The sequence below is a fragment of the Methylocystis sp. sgz306128 genome, assembly GCF_056032725.1.
The window spans coordinates 385,320-404,798 of sequence record NZ_JBVYWO010000001.1 but is presented as its reverse complement, the minus strand read 5'-3'; the positions used below and the strand labels follow the sequence as shown (position 1 = coordinate 404,798).

Below are 19,479 nucleotides of genomic sequence, written 5' to 3'. Positions count from 1 at the left end.
AGCTCCATGAGACATCTGGACTTATTGCCAGCGAATGGTCAATGGTGCAAATGATGAGCATATTGCTCTCAAAGGTTTAAAGCGCGTGACTGTTATCAAGCTAGCTCAGGATAAATCGAAGCAAGGGGCCGATATTGCGGCACTGGTGAATCTGGTTCGCGCCGATATGGAACGCGTGAACGCAACCATCATCAATCTCACCGGCTCCGACGTCACGATGATTCCGGAAGTGGCCAATCATCTTATCTCTTCGGGGGGCAAGCGCCTGCGCCCCATGCTGACCCTGGCAACGGCCGGTCTGTGCGGCTATGCGGGCGAAGGCCACATCAAACTCGCCGCCTCGGTGGAGTTCATGCATACCGCGACGCTGCTGCACGACGATGTGGTCGATCAGAGCGACATGCGCCGCGGCAAGCAATCGGCACGGATGCTCTGGGGCAATGAGGCCAGTGTGCTCGTAGGTGACTTCCTGCTTGGGCAGGCCTTCAAGATGATGGTGGATGTGGGCTCGCTCGCTTGTCTCGGCGTTCTCGCCAATGCCGCGGCCATCATTGCCGAGGGCGAGGTGATGCAGCTTTCCGCCGCAAAAAACACCGAGACGTCCGAGGATGCCTATGGACAGGTTATCCGCGCCAAGACGGCAGCGCTCTTTGCCGCCGCCAGCGAAGTGGGGCCAATTCTCGCCGGACGCCCGCGCTCAGATATTGAGAACTGCCGTTCCTACGGCATGAATCTCGGCATAGCCTTCCAGCTCATCGACGATGCGCTTGATTATGGCGGCTCTTCGGCCAAGCTTGGCAAGAATGTCGGCGACGATTTTCGCGAGGGCAAGATCACACTGCCCGTGATTCTGGCCTTCCGGCGCGGCTCGACGGCTGAGCGCGCTTTCTGGAAGCGGGTTATCGAAGACGCCGATATCCGCGACGGAGATCTCGAAGAGGCGCAGCGCACCATGAAAAAACACGGCGCGATCGAAGACACGATCGAGCGTGCCCGGCATTACGGCGCCATTGCCAAGGATGCGCTCCAGCTTTTCCCCGACAACCTCTGGAAACAGGCGCTGCTGGAAGTTGTGGATTTCTGCGTGGCGCGGGGGTACTGAACCGAGTTTATCGCAGAACGCTCGATTTCACCCACCATTCCGGGTGATCGCGGCGTATGACGCGGGCGGCGGCGGCAGCCTGATGACAATTTTCAAACAGGCCGAAACAGGTCGCGCCCGAGCCGGACATGCGCGCCAGTCGGCACCCGCGCGCCGCCATCAGCACACTGAGCACATGGCCTATGGACGGAGCCAGAACGCAGGCGGCGTCTTCCATGTCGTTGCGCGCTCGGGCAAGGCCGCGCACTAATGTCTCGGCGGTTCGTACATCAATTTCCGGATGCGGGCCAAAACCATGCGACTGGCCGGGCGCAAGCCCAATTCTGGCAAATACATCTCGGGTCGCCAGCGGAATGCCTGGGTTCACGAGAACAGCAAATAGCGGCGGCAGACTGATCCTGTCGCCCAGCACATCCCCCGTGCCGCGCATCATTCTGGCCTGCGGCTGCAAACAGACCGGCACGTCGGAGCCGCTGTTGCGCGCTGCCGCGACGACGCGCGGATCTGTCAGATCAAGACCGTTGCGCCGGGCCAGCAGACGAAGGGCCGCAGCGGCATCGGCGGAGCCGCCGCCAATTCCCGCCGCCACCGGAAGCCGCTTGAGCAGATCAAACACGCCGAGGCGAAGGCCGGGAACCTGATCAGCCAGCGCATGCGCGGCCCTGAGCACGAGATTATGCTCGACGTCAACGAGATGGCCTGTCGGCCCCGTGATGACGAGGTCCAGCCCCTCTTCCTCGCGCAAACCGAGGCTGTCGCCGAAACCGGCAAAGGCCACGAGGCTTTCCAGCTCATGCATGCCGTCGGCGCGCCTGCCCTTGATATGCAGGGTCAGGTTGATTTTCGCGGGAGCCCGCATGACGTGCGTCAGCCGCCCTGCTTGATTTCAGGCTGCGCCGGACTTGCCGGCGCGGCCGCGGGCTGTGCGGCGACATCCTCAAGACCGCTCTGGATCTTTTTCAGGATTCTGGGCAGATCGGCGGGATCGGGGTTGAAATCCCGCGCATGATTCCACTGGAACTGCGCTTCAAGCTTGCGTCCGACGCGCCAGTAGGCATCGCCAAGATGATCGTTGATGGTGGAATCGGCCGGCGTCAGCGCAACGGCCCGTTCGAGATAATTCACCGCCTCCTGAAAATGGCCGAGCTTATATTCCGCCCAGCCGAGGCTATCGACGATATAGCCGTCATTGGGGCGCAATTCCACGGCGCGGCGCAGCATCTTCTCGCCCTCGTCGAAATGAATGCCCATGTCTATCCAGGAATAACCGAGATAATTCAGCACCTGCGGCTGTTCGGGATAAAGTTCGAGCGCTTTTTTAAGATCGGCCTCCGCGGCAGGCCAATGTTTGAGCCGCTCGTTGGTCATGCCGCGCCGGTAGAAGATCAGCCAGTCGCCGCGCGTGGGGTTGGGGATCAGGGCAATGCCCTTGCTGTATGCGGCTTCTGCGCTGGTATAGTCCTTGCGCGCGGCATAAATATTACCCAGCGAAGTGATTGCATCGAGGTTGTCGGGATGCGCGGCGATGATGTCTTCGAGCGTCTTGACGGCAAGATCCTTCTTGCCCAGCGCTTCCAGCGCCAGCGCGGACTGGATATCGCCGGTCTCGCGCAGCGGGTCGCTGTCCGCAATCATCGAATAGGTGTCGATGGCCAGACCATCCTGCTTCAGGCGTTCATAAAGATCGCCGAGCGTCAGGATCGCCAGACCGTTGTCCGGCTTGAGATAAAGCGCCAGGCGCAGATAAATCATCGAGGCGATTTCCTCGCCCTGCTGCCCGCCAGACGCGCCAAGGCCGTAGAGCACCTCGGCAGCGCCATCTTCGACGCTGCGCACCAGCGGCGCCAGCATCTTGCCGGCCTTCAGTTCCGCCATTGCATTGACGACGATGGGGTGGCGCGGCAACAGCTTGTCAAAATCGGTATAAACTTTGAGCGCGGCATCCCTGTCCGTGCGGGAGAGATAACGCCCATAGGCGTCGACCATCCGCAAGGTGCGGTTGTCGAGCGCATAGGCTGCGCCCAGCCGCGCCGTGGCAAGCGCAGTATCACCCGCGACATCGGCGATGAGCCCCGCATGATAATTGCGGAATACCTGCAGGCTCGGGTCCTGCAGGCGATCAACCGCGGCAAGGGCTTTTTTCGTATGGCCAAGCCCCTGTTCTATCCAGGCGGAGAGAAGAACCGCGGTGATGTCCTGCCCGCTGACGCCCTGCCGCCGCAAATAATTCAGGGCGCGCTGATATTTGTGATCGTGAACCGCCTGAACCGCCAGCGTGAGCGCGGCCAGACCGCTCTGCGGCGTGCTGGATATCTCGCGCCGCGCGAGTTCAAAGGCTGACGGCATGTCGCCATTGGCCAAAGCGGACAGGAACGCCCGTTCAATCAGCTCGCTGTTGCCCGGATCAAGCCGGAGAGCTTCCTGAAAAAACGTCGAGGCCGCCAGAGTATCGCGCTCCGAACCGGCGACCAGCGCCGCCAGATAATTGCCCGCACGGGTGGCGCCCACCTCAAAGGGGGTCGCGACGATAAGCTGCTGGCGCGCGAAAGAAGGCATGGGCGCAGCCAGCCAGAGACACCCGGCCATGAGCGAAATTCTTGAAAGTTGATACCAGAGCTTATGCAAGGGGCGCCCTTTCATGGCGACAGAAGATCAGGCCCGAGATAGGCCGAAGCCGGGGGACGCTGTCAACATATTTGGATAAAATTGTGTTCAACGCCCGGTCCGGCCATCTTTACTTGTGAATTGTCGGATGTGTCGTCACATCTGCGCATAATTTGGGCCGCCCGACCCTTCCGGAACAGTCCAGTTTATATTTTGGGCAGGGTCCTTGATGTCGCAGGTTTTGCAGTGGACGCAATTTTGCGCATTGATGACAAAACGCGGCTCGGTTTTGGCCGCCTCATCGGCATAGACCACCTCATACACGCCCGCCGGGCAATATAGCCGCGCCGGCTCGCCATAAATCGGCAGATTCTGCGCCACCGGAATGGCGGGATCTTTCAGACGCAGATGCGGCGGCTGGTCTTCCTCGTGATTGGTCGAGGACAGGAAAACGGAGGAGAGCTTGTCGAAGGAAATCTTGCCGTCCGGCTTGGGATAGACAATCGGCCGAACTTCGCTCAGCGGCTTGAGCGTGGCATAATCCGGCTTTCCGTGCCGGAGCGTGCCAAAGAGCGAAAATCCGAAAAGCTGATTGGTCCACATGTCCAGACCGCCCAGCGCTATGCCGGCATAGGTGCCGAATTTCGACCAGAGCGGCTTGACATTGCGAACCTTGACAAGATCGCGGCCGATATCCGACCCGCGCCAGCCAAGCTCATAGGCGGTCAGTTCGTCATGCGCCCTGCCCTCGGCCAAAGCCTTGCAGACGTGTTCTGCGGCGAGCATTCCCGAGAGAATGGCATTGTGCGAGCCCTTGATGCGCGGCACATTGACAAAGCCTGCCGAACAGCCAAGCAGAACGCCGCCCGGAAAGCTCAGGCGCGGCACGGATTGATACCCGCCCTCGGTGATGGCGCGCGCGCCATAGGCTAGGCGCTTGCCGCCCTCGAACAGGGGAGCGATGCTCGGATGCGTCTTGAAACGCTGGAATTCGTCAAAGGGCGAGAGGGTCGGGTTGGTGTAATTGAGATGCACGACAAAGCCGACTGAAACGAGATTCTCGTCGAAATGATAGAGAAACGAGCCGCCGCCGGTTGATCCGTCCAAAGGCCAGCCGAAGGAATGCTGCACCAGTCCGGGCTTATGCTTGGCCGGATCGATCTGCCAGAGTTCCTTGAGGCCGATGCCGAATTTCTGCGGCTCGCGCCCCTCATCAAGTTTGAACCGGGCGATCAGCTGCTTGGCCAGAGAGCCGCGCGCGCCCTCGCCGATGAATGTATATTTGCCCCGCAATTCCATGCCGCGCGTGAACGCCGCATTGGGCTGCCCATCCTTGCCGATGCCCATGTCGCCAGTGGCTATGCCGATGACTTCGCCATTGTCGCCGTAGAGAACCTCCGCCGCCGCAAAGCCGGGGTAGATCTCAACGCCGAGAGCCTCGGCCTGCTGGCCAAGATAGCGCACGACCTTGCCCAGCGAACCGACAAAATTGCCGTGGTTGTTCATCAGCGGCGGCATCAGCACATTGGGCAGCCGCACTGAGCCTGCCGGGCCGAGAAAATAAAAGCGATCCTCGCTGACCTGCGTCGTCAGCGGGCAATCGGCATCGCTGCGCCAGCCGGGCAGCAGCCTGTCGAGCCCGACAGGGTCGATGACAGCGCCTGAAAGGATATGCGCCCCCACCTCGGAGCCTTTTTCGACAACAACAACCGAGGCGTCCGGGTTGATCTGCTTGATATGAATAGCGGCAGCCAGACCGGCGGGTCCTGCGCCCACGATCACCACATCGTAATCCATGCTTTCGCGTTCAGGCAGATCCGCCAAATCCAAGCTCATAACATCCTCTCCCCGCCCGTCTGCACCGGCAAACGGAATGATCACTGCAAACGCCCTATCTTTGCCCTGTCTCGCCTCGGAGAACAAGACATGGTATTAAACCTTTATGGATGAACGCGAGCAAACTTTTGATGAAGGCGGGCCTTCAGGCGCCTATGAGACCGCGCTTGCGGCACGGCACCTGCTGGAATGGTATGAAGCCATGGGCATTGACGAGGCCATTGGCGAAACCCCGCGCGACCATTTTGCCGAATTTGCAGCGAAAGAGGCCGTCCAGATCAGCGCACCCGCCGAAATACGTCCGGCGCCGCCCCGTGCGCCCCTGCGCGCCGAGCCCCCGCCACGCGTCCGGCCGATTGAGGCCGAGCCGCCGGCGAGCCCCGCACAAGCACTGGAAAGCGCCCGCTTGCTGGCCGCGCGCGCTGAAAGCCTGAACGAATTGCGCGAGGCGCTTGCGGCATTTGAGGGCTGTTCGCTGCGTCAGTCCGCGCAGAACCTTGTTTTTGGCCATGGCGCCGAATCGGCCAGACTGATGATCATCGGCGAAACGCCGGATCGTGAGGACGACAAAACCGCCCTGCCCTTTTCCGGCCCGCGCGGACAATTGCTCGACAATATGCTCCGCGCCATCGGCATAACGCCTGAAGAAACCTATCGCACTCATATCGTGCCATGGTTTCCGCCGGGACATATGATGCCGGCAAGGCACCACATCGAGACCTGCCTGCCGTTCGCCCTGCGTCAGATCGAACTTGTGCAGCCGCGCGGCCTGATCTGTCTTGGCTGGGCCGGCGAAGCGCTGGACATTAACAAAAACGCAAAAGGCCTGACGGAACTTGCACTTTTGCCGGGCCGCCCGCCCGTTCTGCTGTTGCCGGAGCTGACAGAAATCATGCGTTCGACGCCGCGAAAACGCAAAGTCTGGGACGGGCTGAAACTGTTCCGCCAGAAATTTGTCGATTGAACCGTACGCCTATCTTGCCAGACCCCACGGCGTCGACGAGCGCACATTCGACAGCACGCCGCCATGCGCATCCGTGCGGATAGTTTCGTAAACCGAAGCGCCGAGACTGCTGTCAAAAATATGAACAGTGTCATTGGCGCCGAAATGATAGGAGACCGCCAGTTTCGGCGCATCCACCGCCCAGTGCGAACCCATGAGATAGACCGTTGCATTATCGGCAACCGAAACAGAAAATTTCTTGTCCGGGGTGTAAGGCGTGTCGTCGGCGAGAAAATTATTGTTCTCAAGATAAAAATGGCCCGCATTTCCGCCAGTGATATGAGCCGATGTTGGCGAGGCCGGCTGGCGGCCGGGCGCCATTTTAACCGTATCCTGAGCGCCCAGCCCGCTCAGGCTGACCAGACTGTCCTCGATAATATAGACAAAATTATTGCCGCCGAACTGAATTAATCCGCCCGAACCAGAAACCCCGGCATTCTGAAACTGCCCGCAATCAGCATTGTAGGATTGGCCGATAAAACTGTTCTCGCCCAGCATGAGCACCGCGCCGCTGTCGAGATGACTGACCATATCGAGCACACCGTTGTCTTTGAGCTTTATCGACTGGCCGCTGCCGACAAGGCGCACGACCCCACCTTTACCGCCTGTCTGCAATGGTTTGGGTGTCGAAATGACAGCGGAGGCGCGGTCGTCGACTTGCAAAGTATCTGTCGTCTGAAAATTGACGATATTCTCGCGCGCATCGGGGGCCAGCTCGGCAAATGTGTGTGGTCCGGCAAAATTGACCAGCCCGTCTTTGCCCCGCACGGAATAAACATAGGCACCGCCCGTGGTGCAGCCGCAATCGGAGCTGTTCAGAACAAGCGTGCGTCCGGCATCCAGCCCTTCGACACGGCCCAGCCAGCCCGATTTCAGACTCAGAATCGTGGAGTCGCCGGTAAGTCCGACAGCCTGACCGGCTCCCGTCATGGATGTGCTGGAGGTCAATGTGAGACCGCCGCCGCCACCCGCCGGACCAGCGGCTGACGCTGCCGCGGCCCCATGATCCGATACAGACGCACCTTCACTGACTGCATTATCAGGCATAACCAACCTCCATTCAGCAGTCTTATGAAATAATATTTGTGTAATTTCAATTTTTACATAGTTTTAACCTTATTAAACATGATTAAAACGAATTTATACGTAGAATTTAAATTCTATATTGTGATTTCTCGCCTGTTACTGCCTTGATTTAACGACTGTTCCTGTCTTCATGCGGCTCCGCCATATGAGCGTAATTCCGGCAGATCGGACAAATCCTCTGGCCGGCGCGCCATGATGATTGCTTAAATAATAACGCCATGCGGGACATGGCCCGCATGGCGTGGAAAAGCTTGAGACAATCCTGCGTGAGTTGCTCACCTAATAAGCAACAGGGGTCAGCCCGGGCCAAACTGAGGTGGCAACGTTCGAATAGCTCGTGGTGGCCTTGCCCGAGGCATCGGTAACAACGGTCTGGAAACACTTCGCCCCAAGGCTGGTGTCATGAATGTAGATCGTATCGTTGGCGCCCAAGCCATATTTCACCGCCGTACCGGCCGGATCATAGGCCCAATGCGCACCGTCTATATAGACTGTCGAGCCGTCTTTAACTTTGATGGTGAAGTCGGCTCCGGAACTGAGCGAAGCAATATCATCGTTATCCTGAACGAAGACATTGTCCTGCAACCGCAGCGTGCCGCCGGATGCATGCTTCAGATGAACTGAAGTTACGGCCTTGCTAACGGTTGCTGCTTCGAGATCAACCGTGCTGGTCTTTTCCATGCCGTCAATCGACAGATCGCTTCCACTATCGATGAAAGCATAATTGCCGACTGTCATCTGGATTGTGCCGCCGGTACCGCTGACGCCGCCCTTCTGATATGCGTTATAGCAGACATCCTGATACGGACTCTGAACATAACTTTTGGCATCGAGTTTGAGCACAGCCCCGGAATTCAATCCCGTTACAAGGCCGAGTACGCCGTTATCCTTCAGTTCCACGGATTGTTTCGAGCCAATTAGGTTAACAACACCGCCCAATCCCCCAGATAAGCCCGACACGGGCGTCGAAATAATCGCCTTCGCCGAATCTCCGACCACCAGCGTGTCTGTGACCCGAAAATTTATAATATATTCGCTGGAGTTGTTGGCGAGCGCAGCGAATGTGCCATAATTGCCAAAAACGATAGTGCCGTCCGTTCCAGAAACAGATCTAACGTAAGATCCGCCAAATTCGCCGCAAGTCTTACCGGAAGTCTCGAGAAAGAGCGTCCGGCCCTTGTTCAGTTGCGTGACCCTATTAAGCCAACCATCCGTGAGGACAACATTGGAAATGCCAGATGAAAAAGTGTAATCTTGCCCTGTTCCTGTAATAGGTAAAACTACAACGACAGGATCCAGGGGTTTCGGATCGTGTTTATCAATATCTGGGCGCTCTTTTTTGGACTTTTTATATTCAGGCATAACGAATTCCTTTCAATATTTTCCAACATTTTCCAGATCCATATTTTATATTTTTAAATAATTTACAATATAAACCGAATGTTAAGCTTATTATTCATGTTTAACGAAATTATATATTTTCAATTTGAAATATAAATACAAGTTAAAATCAGATCGATCTCTGACATGAATAATTTTGACAAAATTTGGACTTTGATTTGAAAAATCGGAGCATATACGGTCGATCGTTTCGCCTCGCACAAGTAATTGCGCAATCGGCCCTTCACTTCAGATACAGATAATTCTGTCTCTGCCGATTCCGCGCCTGATTGTGGCCGGGTCCGGCTGCCGCATGGCCGCAAGCGCAGAACGAAGCGCGGCAAAGCCGACAATATCGGGCTTCAGACGATCCCGCAGCCATCCGCTGCGGCGCTGGATCAGGACAGGCCGATCCATGCCTTGCGCGCTTACAGCGCGGTGCAGCTCAGCAAAAAGCTGCTCGCTGGCGGCATATCCCGCCGTCACGACCAGCAATAACTCCGATTTCATGACCGCCGCTGCCTCGCCCGACTGATGCGGACGAAAAAGCGAGCACCCAGCCTCGTCGGCGAGCCGCTCCAGTTCGTCCCCGATGCGCGCCGTAATAATGGCGACGTCACGAACCTGCCCCTCGACGGCGAACGGCACCAGACTGGCAAGCGAGCGTGCAATCTGTCCGGTAGATTCGTCCGAGTTTGCCCAAATCAGCACTGAAAACATGCGGCCTCCGCATCCTGACTAAATGGGAAGCCGGAAAGCCGCAAGATCACCATCCAAAAAACCTATTGACGGAGGAAATTTTGTTTTCTATTTGTTCTTTGTTCCTATTTTGTTCAGGTTCAGAAGATCATGTCCATCGCCTTTGCCACGCAATTCAACACTGCAGACATCATTCAGGCCGAACGTCGGCGCGGCAGGGGCGCGGTCTCCAACCCGGATGGCAGGTTTGAATCCATCCGGCGGGAGGCGGCCGACGATGGCTGGGCGAGCCTGGAGACGCTGCCCATATTCAAAACGGAAGTGATGAGCGAGCGTCCGCGCAGCATGATCACGCGCAACGAGTCCCCCGATCTTGGCTTTGAGCGTTCAGTTAACCCCTACCGCGGCTGCGAACACGGCTGTGTCTATTGTTTTGCCCGGCCCAGCCACGCCTATATGGGCTTGTCGCCCGGCCTCGATTTCGAAACAAAGCTCTTCGCCAAGGAGGGAGCGGCTGAGGTGCTGGAGCGAGAATTTTCCCGCCCCGGATATCAGCCCAAACTCATCGCCATCGGCACGAATACGGACGCATATCAGCCGCTGGAACGCCAGCGCCGCATCATGCGTAGCATTCTGGAAGTTCTGGCGAGAACCCGGCATCCCGTAGGAATTGTCACCAAATCGGCTCTGATCCAGCGTGACATAGACCTGCTCAAGCCGATGGCCGAGCAAAATCTCGTCCGGGTCGCCATTTCGGTAACGACGCTGGACGCCGCACTGGCCCGCAAGCTGGAGCCGCGCGCGCCGACGCCGGCCAGACGCCTTGAAACGGTTGAACGCCTCGCTGCGGCAGGCATACCTGTTTCTGTTCTTGTCGCGCCGATCATCCCCGGCATCAACGACAGCGAAATAGAAACCATACTGACGCGGGCGAAGGCTTTCGGTGCCATTGACGCGGGATATGTCCTGCTGCGGCTGCCCGGCGAGGTGCGGGATCTGTTCCGGCAATGGCTGCTCGAACATTATCCCGATAAATTGCGCCATGTCATGGCGCTCATCCAGTCCACGCATGAGGGCAAGGATTATAATGCGGAGTTTGGCCGACGCATGACCGGCACCGGGCCCTATGCCTGGATGCTGGGGCGCCGTTTCGAGCGGGCCTGCAAAGCGCTGGGTCTCGAGAGAGTACGAAGCCAGTTGCGCACCGATCTCTTCGTGCCGCCTCAAGCTCTGGGCAAGCAGTTCAGTCTATTTTGACTCTAATGATCAGGGAGGCGCATATGGCCGGGCCACATTTTTCCGCCGTCGCCCTCGGCGTGGCGGATATTGAATCTGCGGGAGATTTTTTCTCGCGACTCGGCTGCAACGCGCTGGGGTCGGACAGTCCGGAAGAGAAGCGGACTTTCAGTCTGGGACCGTGCACTCTGGAGCTTGTGCGGCATGACAATCTCGCGGCGGAAGCCGGATGGCAGATTATGCGCGGCCACAATCCAACCGCAATTTTTACATTGAGCGTCGCGGCCGCCGAGGACGTCGCAAACCTGCTCGAGCGCGCCCGTACCGCCGGCGCGACCATACTGAAACCGGCGGAGCGGCATGCGTCGGGAATGACGACCGGTTGCTTTATCGAACCAGATGGGCATATTTTCAAGGTCGCCTGCCGCGTGGGATCATAACCTCTCTGGAAGCACTTTGCCTGCACCCGATTATTCGCTTGAACGGTCAGTCATGGACGCCGGCCATAGTTTTATAGCCGGTGTCGACGAGGTCGGGCGCGGGGCGCTTGCCGGGCCTGTCACCGTTGCTGCAGTCGTTCTTGATCCGGCATGGCTGCCCGAAGGGCTGGATGATTCAAAGAAACTTTCAGCCCGGCAGCGCGCGGCTCTGTTTGACACGATCTGCGCCAGAGCCATGGCCATTTCGCTCGTGCACGCGCCAGCGCAGGTCATCGACAGCGTCAATATCCGCATGGCGACATTGAATGCCATGCGACAGGCCTGCTCGAGTCTTGCCGTTGCTCCGGATTATATCCTCATCGACGGGCGCGATGTGCCGCAGAACCTGCCGGCGCCCGCCAGCGCCATTGTCAGGGGGGACAGCAGGAGCTTGTCGATCGCGGCGGCCTCGATCATTGCCAAAGTCTGCCGCGACCGCCTGATGCAGGGGCTTGAGCGCGAATCCGTTTACGGTTTTGCCCGCCATGTCGGCTACGGCACCGCGTTTCACCTTACCGCCCTGAAAAAAAATGGTCCGAGCCGCTATCACAGGCTGAGCTTTGCACCCAGTTCCGGCCTTTCCACGGCAAAACAGCCCAGAATTTAAGGGTTTGTTACGAAAGTCGTTCGGAAAAGGGACAGCATTCGAATGAAGCCATAAACCTCGTCTTTACCTTAACAGCCGCATGATCACCCGGTCAGTTGCGTAACCGGTGTGTGTCATGAGTAAGCCATATGCTGGGAATGTCGGACCAAAACCTCGGATAAAGGTCACGCGTACCGAGGTTTTGCCCGAACCCCTTCCCATCGATAAAATCCTTCTTGGTGACTGCGTTGCGTCCCTGAACAGCCTTCCGGCGAAATCGGTCGACCTGATATTTGCCGATCCACCCTACAATCTGCAATTGGAAGGTCAGTTGCACCGCCCGGACAACAGTCTGGTGGATGCGGTGGATGACGACTGGGATAAATTTCAGGATTTCGCCGCCTATGATTCCTTCTGCCGCGACTGGCTCACCGCCGCGCGCCGCGTGATGAAGGATGACGCGACAATTTTCGTCATCGGCTCCTATCACAATATTTTCCGCGTTGGCGCGCTGATGCAGGATCTCGGTTTCTGGCTGCTCAACGATATCGTCTGGCGCAAGGCCAATCCCATGCCCAATTTCCGCGGGCGGCGCTTCACAAATGCGCATGAAACGCTGATCTGGGCTTCAAAATCGGCCTCGGCCCGGAATTATACGTTCAATTATGAGGCTCTGAAAGCCGGAAACGAAGATTGTCAGGTGCGGTCGGACTGGTATTTCCCCATCTGCACGGGGGCTGAGCGCCTCAAGGACAAGGATGGCCGCAAAACACACCCGACCCAGAAGCCTGAGGCCCTGCTCACCCGTGTCATTATGAGCACGACCCATCCCGGCGATGTGGTGCTGGACCCGTTCTTCGGAACAGGCACGACCGGCGCTGTGGCGCGGCGACTTGGCCGTCGGTTCATCGGATTGGAGCGCGACGAAACTTATGCGGCAGCAGCGCGGACGCGGATCGATGCCATCCAGCCTTTGCCCAAAGAGGCCGTATCCGAGGCACCAGCCAAGCGCAGCGAACCGCGCGTCGCCTTTGCCTCAGTGGTCGAAGCGGGCCTGATCCTGCCGGGTACCAGACTCACCGATGCGCGTGGCCGCTTTTCCGCCATTGTGCGCGCCGACGGCACGCTGATGTATCAGAATATTGTCGGCTCAATTCACAAGATCGGAGCGCTGGCGCAGGGCTTGCCGGCCTGCAACGGCTGGACATTCTGGCACATCGAAACCGCTCAAGGATTCGTCATGATTGACGAATACCGCGACACTATCCGCGCTTCGCTTAAGCTCGCAGCCGAATAAGTCTCGGTGGAATTTATTCAAATTCGACATCGAGACCCTGTTTGTCGCAGTAAGATTCGATCCATTCCGCAAGCCTGGCGAGTTCCTCAAGGCTGATTTCCCCGCCTTCAGGCCCCTCCCAATGGTCGATCTCGTCAAGATAGACCACAAGATCCGGCCCGTCTGCGCCATCCGGCTGCACCGCAACCGGTACGCTGACGCGTTTTCCGGCGACAAAAATGAGGAAATGGTCCTCTAAAAGTTCAATGTTCATGCGAGGAAACCTTCTTCAGCACTTTGCGCATCAGGCTTGGCCAAGCCTCCTTCTCCATATCACCGGACAACACCCAGCGAAAGCCGCCCGGCGCGGAAGCCGCCTGCGCAGTTTGCGCGTGAAATACAGTAAGTTCGAGCGCAAAATGCGTGAAAACATGGCGTACCGCCCCCGGCAGCCGACGCCACCGGGCGCTGGCCGGAGCAAGAGTCAGGGCTGATCCGGCATCGAAATCCGCGCTCCAGTCTGTGCCGGGCAGTTCGCTCATGCCGCCCAGCAGCCCCTTTTCAGGACGCGAGCGCACGAGCACCGCCCCATCGTCCCGCGCAAGATGAAACACTGCCCCGCGCCGCTCCGGCCGACGGGTCTTTTCCTTCCGGCGCGGATATTCCTCCGCCCGCCCTGTGGCTGCGGCGCGGCATTCCGGCTGCAGCGGACAGATCAAACAATCGGCCCGTTTCGGCTGGCAGATGGTTGCGCCTATATCCATCATCGCCTGAGCAAAATCTCCGCATCGGTGATCAGGCGTGATGTGATCCGTCATGGCCCGGATTTCGGCCTTTGCCGCAGGAACAGGCTCTTCAATGGCGAAGAGCCGCGACACCACGCGCTCGACATTGCCATCCACCACCACGGCCCGGCGGTCGAAGGCAATGGCGGCAATGGCGGCCGCGGTATAAGGCCCGATGCCGGGCAATGCGCGCAGGTCCGTTTCATTATCTGGAAAAAGGCCCTGCCGTTCAGCCACCGCCCGGGCGCAGGCATGAAGATTGCGGGCACGGGAATAATAGCCGAGGCCTGCCCATGCCGACATGATTTCGGCAGGCTCTGCATCGGCCAGCGCCTTCACATCGGGCCAGAGACGGCAGAATTTCTCGAAATAAGGCACTACGGCGGCGGTCGTCGTCTGCTGGAGCATGATCTCGGAGAGCCATACGCGGTAGGGGGAATTGCGCTCGCCGGGGGCGGCCCGCCAGGGAAAGCGTCTTTGGTGGCGGTCATACCAGTCCAGAATTCGCTGCGCGGTCGCAGATTGCGATGCAAGATTGCGGGCCATGGCCAAGCTATGTCATGATCAGGCCTGACCACGCAACCGCAACATGGCGAAACCCACAATCTTGTCGAAATATTCCGGACAAAAACAGCGCGCTCCTCTGCCGCTCGGCGATTTCGTCGCGCCGGCGGTGGGCGATGCGTTCAGCAAATTCGGGTTTGCCCACGGCGATCTCGTGCTGCACTGGCCCGACATAGTCGGACAGAAGCTGGCTGCAGTCTCCAGCCCGCTGCAGCTCAAATGGCCCAGATCAGACCGCCGGAAAAACGATGCGCCGCCGGAACTGGCCTCCCTAGTGCTGCAGGTGGAGAGCCATGCCGCTCTGGAAATCCAGCACCTGACGCCGGTTCTGCTCCAAAAAGTGAACAACTTTCTAGGATGGCGCTGCGTGGGCCGCATCAGCCTGCGGCAGGCGCCCTTGCGGAAGCCGGAAGCGCCCAAAAGACCGCCCCGCCCCGGCGCCGCAAGCCTGATGCGGGCGCAGGAAAGCACCAGCGGCATCGAGGACCCCGGCCTTCGCGCCGCGCTCATCCGGCTGGGCGCTCAGGTTTTGTCACAAAAATGACCTTTATCATCATTATCGCTGGCGATGAGCCGCTTGCCGCGCCTGAAGGAATATTTCATGCTAGGAACCAGCGCGCCAATCATGAGTCGCAACAATAGTAATCAAGGCTGTTTCATGCTCTCCAATCTGCTGCCGTTCACCGCCAAACCCGTTCTGCGCCGCACTTTCCTTGTCGGAATCGCCGCCGCCCTCGCCGGAACTTCGGCAGCACAGGCGCAATCCGCAGAAGCACCCGCTAAAGTTGATGTGGCCGAACTCATGGCGGGCGATGCCCTGAGCGATGTCGTGCAAGGCGCAGCAGACTCAAAAGTGACCGTCATTGAATATGCGTCCATGACATGCACTCATTGCGCGCGCTTCCATGCCGAGGTCTATCCGGCCTTCAAGGCGAAATATATCGACACCAAGAAGATCAAGTTCGTCCTGCGCGAATATCCGCTCGATCCGCTGGCGACAGCCGGGTTCATGCTGGCGCGCTGCACAGGCACAGACGAGAAGCGCGAGGCTTTGGTCGATCTCATGTTTGACAAGCAGAATGACTGGGCCTTCGTCAACAAGCCGGTTGAAGCCCTGCTCAATCTGACCAAGCAGGCCGGCTTCACGCAAGAAAGCTTCGAAGCCTGCCTGAAGAATCAGGATCTTTACAACAACGTCAACAAGGTGCGGGATCGCGCTTCGGCAAAATTTGGCGTGAATGCGACGCCGACTTTCTTTATCAATGGCGAGCGTCATGCAGGGGAAATGTCGCTTGAGGAATTTGACAAGATTTTGGGGCCGTTGCTCGCCACGCCCTGAGCGCGGCGGCACAGGCCCCGCCTTCAGCCCGCAGGGGAGCGCGGGCTCATGATCTTTTCGCGGCTGAAACTGCACGGCTTCAAAAGCTTCGTCGATCATGCCGAATTTCTCATCGAGCCGGGGCTGACCGGTATTGTCGGGCCGAATGGTTGCGGCAAATCCAATCTGGTCGAAGCCCTGCGCTGGGTGATGGGGGAAAATTCCTACAAGAATATGCGCGCATCCGGCATGGATGACGTGATTTTTTCGGGCAACACCACGCGTCCGGCCCGCAACATAGCCGAAGTTACCCTCACCATCGACAACAGCGCGCGCTCCGCTCCGGCAGCCTTCAATCAGGCGGAGGTTCTGGAGGTCACGCGGCGCATTCAGCGTGACGGAGGGTCGATTTACCGGGTCAACGGACGCGAAGTGCGCGCGCGGGACGTGCAGTTGCTCTTCGCCGATGCTTCGTCCGGAGCGCGCTCGCCCGCGATGGTGCGGCAGGGGCAGATCGGCGAAATCATCGCCGCCAAACCGCAGGCCCGCCGGCGTATTCTCGAGGAGGCGGCCGGCGTTTCCGGGCTCTATTCGCGCCGTCACGAGGCTGAAATGCGCCTCAGGGGCGCAGAGGAAAACCTGCACAGGCTGGAAGATATTCTGCACCAGCTCAGGCAGCAAAGCCTTTCTCTGGATGAACAGGCCCGGCAGGCCGGCGAATATCGCGCCATTTCCGCCGAGATACGGCGGCTGGAGGCGCTGCTTCTGCTGCTTGCGCATGCCGATGCCGAAAGCGCGGTGAACCAGATCCGGAGCCAGCTCGGCAAATCCCGGCTGGCGCTCGAAGATAAAATCGTTCAGGAAGCGCGTGCGGCGCGAGAACAGGCTGAGGCTGCGGCGCTGCTGCCCAACCTGCGCGAGGCCGAGGCGCGCTGCGGCGCGGCGCTGCAGCGGCTGGCGCTCGCACGGCAGGAACTTGACCAGCAGGAAAAGCAGGCCCGGCTGCGGACCGAGGAACTGGCCCGCCAGATGGTGCAGATCGAGAAGGATCAGGCGCGCGAGCAGGTGCTCGTCGCCGATGCCGATAGGATGCTCGCACAGCTTGCCGCGCAAAAGCAGGAACTTGCGCAGATCAGTCTCGATCAAGGCGCCGAGGAAGCGCTTGCCGCTGCCGTGCGCGACGAGGAAGCGCGCAGCGCTGCAGCCGAGCAAGGTCTTGCGCAGGCGCAGGGCGAATGGGCGCAACGCCAGGCTGAACTTGGCCTCGCACGCAAAGCCAGCGCCGACGAAGCCCAGCGCCTCGCCAGATTGACATCCGAATTTGAGCGCGTCCTTGCCGAAGAAGCCGCCTTGCCGCCGCCTGCCGACGAGGAGGCCCGACATCTGGCTGCAAGGCTGGACTCGGCCACGGCGCAGCAGCAGAAACTTGATTTGGAGATTGCCGCGAATGAGCAGACCCTTGCCGAGCAGAACCGGCAGGACCTCGAATTGCGCGGTAGGCTGCGGGCAAGCGAACAGAAGGCCCAGCAACTGGAAACCGAGTGCCGCACCCTGACCAAAATGCTCGCCGCGCCGGTTCAGCAGCATGGGCCGCGCATCATCGACGAAATCGCCGCCGAAAAGGGCTACGAGGTAGCGCTTGGCGCTGCGCTCGGCGATGACATCGAAGCCTCCCTGCAGGACAAGGCGGCGCGGCACTGGTCGCTCAACGAACTCAAAGACACTCCGCCCCTGCCCGAAGGCGCGACGCCGCTTGCGCAATTCATCCGCGCGCCGCGGCCCTTACTGCAACGGCTCGGCCAGATCGGCCTCGTGCCGCGCGCGCTTGGCCCTGCCTTGCGCAACCGGCTGGCGCAAGGCCAGAGGCTGGTCTCCCGCGAGGGGGATCTGTGGCGATGGGACGGGTTCACCGCCGCCGCCAATGCGCCGACGCCAGCGGCACTGCGGCTCGTCGAGAAAAACCGGCTCGGCGATCTCACCCAGTCGGCGGCGACGGCCCGCACCGAGGCTGACGCCATGCAGCAGTTTGCGCAGAATGTGCAGGAGCAAATTCGCGCGCTGAACCAGCAGCAGCAGGTTCTGCGTGGCCAGATGCGCGACTCTGTCCGCCAGAGCGAGAACGCGCGCGCCGAACTGGCCGCGTTCGAGCGCCGCCAGTCGCAGGTGGAGGCGCGCCGCGCCGCCCTTGCCGGAACAAGAGCCCGCATCGACACGGATCTGGCCGAAGCCAGAGCCCGGCTGGCGCAACTTGACGCCGACCTCACTCGTCTGAGCGCGCCGGACGGCCTTGAGCACAAGCTGGACACGGCCCGGCAGAGTGCAGGCGCAGCGCGCGAGCGTCTGGCCGGCGCACGCGGCGCGTTGGCCCGGCTGGTTCAGGACCGTCAGGCGCATATCCGCCGCCTGCGGGATACCGAGCGCGATCTTGCCTCATGGACGGAGCGCCGGCAGGGCGCTGCGGATCAGGCCCGCGAATTTGACATCCGTCTCATTGCCGCAAAAGCCGAACACAGCGCTATGCTTACCGCTCCGCAGCAACTGGAACAGAACCGGCTGAGGCTGGCCGAGGAGATGAAAGCCGCAGATCAGGCGCTTCGCAATGCCAATGACGCGCGCGCCCGCGGCGAATTCAACCTCGCCGAGGCCGACCGCATGGCGCGTCTCGCACAGAGCCAGGTTGCCGATATTAAAGAGGAAATTGCCCGTTATGAGACGCGCCTAGAGGCCGCGGAGCTTCGCCTTGCCGAAATCGTGGCGCATATCGGCGAGAGCCTGCAGAGCGCACCCGATGAATTGAAGGACTTGTCCGGCCTCAAGGAAGACGAAGCGCCCGACAGTCGCGCGGCGGAGCGGCAACTGAGTCAGTTGCGGCAGGCGCGCGAGAAGCTTGGCGCCGTCAACCTGCGCGCCGACATTGAGCTTGCCGAAGTCTCGGCGCGCCGTGAGAGCCTCCAGCGCGAGCATGACGACCTGATCGAGGCCATTCAGCGCCTGCGCCTCGCAATCCAGACCCTGAACCGTGAGGGACGCCAGCGCCTTCTGGCTGCGTTCGAGCAGGTGAACGGGCATTTCAAAATCCTGTTCACCACCTTGTTCGGCGGTGGGGCGGCGGAACTTCAACTGGTCGAATCAGATGATCCGCTGGAAGCCGGGCTGGAAATTCTGGCCCGCCCGCCGGGCAAAAAGCCGCAGACCATGACGCTGCTCTCGGGCGGAGAACAGGCTCTGACGGCCATGTCGTTGATTTTCGCGATTTTCCTCACCAATCCATCGCCCATCTGCGTTTTGGACGAAGTGGACGCGCCGCTCGACGACGCCAATGTCGAGCGCTTCTGCGATCTGCTGGAAGAAATGAGCCGGCGGACCACGACTCGGTTTCTCACCATCACCCATAATCCGATCACCATGGCGCGGATGAACCGTCTTTTTGGCGTCACCATGGCCGAGCGCGGCGTCAGCGAACTCGTGTCCGTCGATCTGGAGACGGCGGAATCTCTGGTGGAACCGGTTTGAACATGCGATGAT

17 protein-coding genes are annotated in these 19,479 nt (G+C 59.6%); 9 read left to right on the top strand and 8 right to left on the bottom strand.

Features of this window, described 5'->3' with window-relative positions:
- Positions 1-85: 85 nt before the first annotated feature.
- Positions 86-1,102, top strand: a complete 1,017-nt coding sequence (locus AC0N03_RS01915) for a polyprenyl synthetase family protein (protein ID WP_474286727.1) — start codon at positions 86-88, stop codon at positions 1,100-1,102.
- A gap of 7 nt (positions 1,103-1,109) precedes the next feature.
- On the opposite strand, the gene AC0N03_RS01910 is transcribed toward AC0N03_RS01915, so the two are convergent.
- The 3 genes from AC0N03_RS01910 to AC0N03_RS01900 form a co-directional block, all read right to left on the bottom strand.
- Positions 1,110-1,961: a 4-(cytidine 5'-diphospho)-2-C-methyl-D-erythritol kinase gene (locus AC0N03_RS01910; RefSeq protein WP_474286726.1), complete on the bottom strand. Its 852-nt coding sequence runs from the start codon at positions 1,959-1,961 to the stop codon at positions 1,110-1,112.
- A gap of 8 nt (positions 1,962-1,969) precedes the next feature.
- On the bottom strand, positions 1,970-3,658 hold the full coding sequence (locus tag AC0N03_RS01905) for a tetratricopeptide repeat protein (RefSeq protein ID WP_474286725.1): 1,689 nt from the start codon (positions 3,656-3,658) through the stop codon (positions 1,970-1,972).
- Between the two features lie 204 nt (positions 3,659-3,862).
- On the bottom strand, positions 3,863-5,542 hold the full coding sequence (locus AC0N03_RS01900) for an electron transfer flavoprotein-ubiquinone oxidoreductase (RefSeq protein ID WP_474286724.1): 1,680 nt from the start codon (positions 5,540-5,542) through the stop codon (positions 3,863-3,865).
- 106 nt (positions 5,543-5,648) lie between these two features.
- Between AC0N03_RS01900 and AC0N03_RS01895 the strand changes: the two genes are divergently transcribed.
- Entirely contained in the window at positions 5,649-6,506 is an 858-nt protein-coding gene (locus AC0N03_RS01895; protein WP_474286722.1) for a uracil-DNA glycosylase, read from the top strand.
- 9 nt (positions 6,507-6,515) lie between these two features.
- Here the strand turns inward: AC0N03_RS01895 and AC0N03_RS01890 are convergent, their stop codons facing one another.
- The 3 genes from AC0N03_RS01890 to AC0N03_RS01880 all read right to left on the bottom strand — a co-directional run bounded on the left by AC0N03_RS01890 (position 6,516) and on the right by AC0N03_RS01880 (position 9,731).
- The gene (locus tag AC0N03_RS01890; protein ID WP_474286720.1) at positions 6,516-7,592 is read right to left on the bottom strand and encodes a hypothetical protein; all 1,077 of its coding nucleotides are present in this window, start codon (positions 7,590-7,592) and stop codon (positions 6,516-6,518) included.
- Between the two features lie 318 nt (positions 7,593-7,910).
- The gene (locus tag AC0N03_RS01885; protein WP_474286719.1) at positions 7,911-8,993 is read right to left on the bottom strand and encodes a hypothetical protein; all 1,083 of its coding nucleotides are present in this window, start codon (positions 8,991-8,993) and stop codon (positions 7,911-7,913) included.
- A gap of 267 nt (positions 8,994-9,260) precedes the next feature.
- Positions 9,261-9,731: a hypothetical protein gene (locus AC0N03_RS01880; protein WP_474286718.1), complete on the bottom strand. Its 471-nt coding sequence runs from the start codon at positions 9,729-9,731 to the stop codon at positions 9,261-9,263.
- Between the two features lie 129 nt (positions 9,732-9,860).
- Between AC0N03_RS01880 and AC0N03_RS01875 the strand changes: the two genes are divergently transcribed.
- The 4 genes from AC0N03_RS01875 (at position 9,861) to AC0N03_RS01860 (ending at position 13,308) form a co-directional block, all read left to right on the top strand.
- Positions 9,861-10,967, top strand: a complete 1,107-nt coding sequence (locus AC0N03_RS01875; protein ID WP_474286717.1) for a PA0069 family radical SAM protein — start codon at positions 9,861-9,863, stop codon at positions 10,965-10,967.
- Positions 10,968-10,990: 23 nt separating this feature from the next.
- Positions 10,991-11,386 carry a VOC family protein gene (locus AC0N03_RS01870; protein ID WP_474286715.1) on the top strand — a complete coding sequence of 132 codons (396 nt, stop codon included), beginning with the start codon at positions 10,991-10,993 and terminating at the stop codon, positions 11,384-11,386.
- 16 nt (positions 11,387-11,402) lie between these two features.
- A complete protein-coding gene (locus AC0N03_RS01865) occupies positions 11,403-12,032 on the top strand; it encodes a ribonuclease HII (protein ID WP_474286714.1) in 630 nt (209 codons plus the stop codon).
- 115 nt (positions 12,033-12,147) lie between these two features.
- The gene (locus AC0N03_RS01860) at positions 12,148-13,308 is read left to right on the top strand and encodes a DNA methyltransferase (RefSeq protein WP_474286713.1); all 1,161 of its coding nucleotides are present in this window, start codon (positions 12,148-12,150) and stop codon (positions 13,306-13,308) included.
- Positions 13,309-13,321: 13 nt separating this feature from the next.
- Here the strand turns inward: AC0N03_RS01860 and AC0N03_RS01855 are convergent, their stop codons facing one another.
- On the bottom strand, positions 13,322-13,561 hold the full coding sequence (locus AC0N03_RS01855; protein ID WP_474286712.1) for an Imm74 family immunity protein: 240 nt from the start codon (positions 13,559-13,561) through the stop codon (positions 13,322-13,324).
- Entirely contained in the window at positions 13,551-14,618 is a 1,068-nt protein-coding gene (gene mutY, locus AC0N03_RS01850; RefSeq protein WP_474286711.1) for an A/G-specific adenine glycosylase, read from the bottom strand. Before mutY ends, AC0N03_RS01855 begins: the two co-directional genes overlap by 11 nt.
- A gap of 43 nt (positions 14,619-14,661) precedes the next feature.
- Here mutY and AC0N03_RS01845 point away from each other — a divergent pair, with 43 nt between their 5' ends.
- The 3 genes from AC0N03_RS01845 to AC0N03_RS01835 all read left to right on the top strand — a co-directional run bounded on the left by AC0N03_RS01845 (position 14,662) and on the right by AC0N03_RS01835 (position 19,467).
- On the top strand, positions 14,662-15,180 hold the full coding sequence (locus AC0N03_RS01845; protein ID WP_474286710.1) for a DUF721 domain-containing protein: 519 nt from the start codon (positions 14,662-14,664) through the stop codon (positions 15,178-15,180).
- Between the two features lie 114 nt (positions 15,181-15,294).
- Positions 15,295-15,975: a DsbA family protein gene (locus tag AC0N03_RS01840; RefSeq protein ID WP_474286709.1), complete on the top strand. Its 681-nt coding sequence runs from the start codon at positions 15,295-15,297 to the stop codon at positions 15,973-15,975.
- A gap of 48 nt (positions 15,976-16,023) precedes the next feature.
- The gene (locus AC0N03_RS01835) at positions 16,024-19,467 is read left to right on the top strand and encodes a chromosome segregation SMC family protein (protein WP_474286708.1); all 3,444 of its coding nucleotides are present in this window, start codon (positions 16,024-16,026) and stop codon (positions 19,465-19,467) included.
- Positions 19,468-19,479: the final 12 nt, after the last annotated feature.

Coding starts and splice junctions, on each gene's coding strand:
- AC0N03_RS01910 (WP_474286726.1), bottom strand. CDS start 1,961: ATGCGGGCTCCCGCGAAAATCAACCTGACCCTGCATATCAAGGGCAGG.
- AC0N03_RS01905 (WP_474286725.1), bottom strand. CDS start 3,658: ATGCCTTCTTTCGCGCGCCAGCAGCTTATCGTCGCGACCCCCTTTGAG.
- AC0N03_RS01900 (WP_474286724.1), bottom strand. CDS start 5,542: ATGAGCTTGGATTTGGCGGATCTGCCTGAACGCGAAAGCATGGATTAC.
- AC0N03_RS01895 (WP_474286722.1), top strand. CDS start 5,649: ATGGATGAACGCGAGCAAACTTTTGATGAAGGCGGGCCTTCAGGCGCC.
- AC0N03_RS01890 (WP_474286720.1), bottom strand. CDS start 7,592: ATGCCTGATAATGCAGTCAGTGAAGGTGCGTCTGTATCGGATCATGGG.
- AC0N03_RS01885 (WP_474286719.1), bottom strand. CDS start 8,993: ATGCCTGAATATAAAAAGTCCAAAAAAGAGCGCCCAGATATTGATAAA.
- AC0N03_RS01880 (WP_474286718.1), bottom strand. CDS start 9,731: ATGTTTTCAGTGCTGATTTGGGCAAACTCGGACGAATCTACCGGACAG.
- AC0N03_RS01875 (WP_474286717.1), top strand. CDS start 9,861: ATGTCCATCGCCTTTGCCACGCAATTCAACACTGCAGACATCATTCAG.
- AC0N03_RS01870 (WP_474286715.1), top strand. CDS start 10,991: ATGGCCGGGCCACATTTTTCCGCCGTCGCCCTCGGCGTGGCGGATATT.
- AC0N03_RS01860 (WP_474286713.1), top strand. CDS start 12,148: ATGAGTAAGCCATATGCTGGGAATGTCGGACCAAAACCTCGGATAAAG.
- AC0N03_RS01855 (WP_474286712.1), bottom strand. CDS start 13,561: ATGAACATTGAACTTTTAGAGGACCATTTCCTCATTTTTGTCGCCGGA.
- mutY (WP_474286711.1), bottom strand. CDS start 14,618: ATGGCCCGCAATCTTGCATCGCAATCTGCGACCGCGCAGCGAATTCTG.
- AC0N03_RS01845 (WP_474286710.1), top strand. CDS start 14,662: ATGGCGAAACCCACAATCTTGTCGAAATATTCCGGACAAAAACAGCGC.
- AC0N03_RS01840 (WP_474286709.1), top strand. CDS start 15,295: ATGCTCTCCAATCTGCTGCCGTTCACCGCCAAACCCGTTCTGCGCCGC.
- AC0N03_RS01835 (WP_474286708.1), top strand. CDS start 16,024: ATGATCTTTTCGCGGCTGAAACTGCACGGCTTCAAAAGCTTCGTCGAT.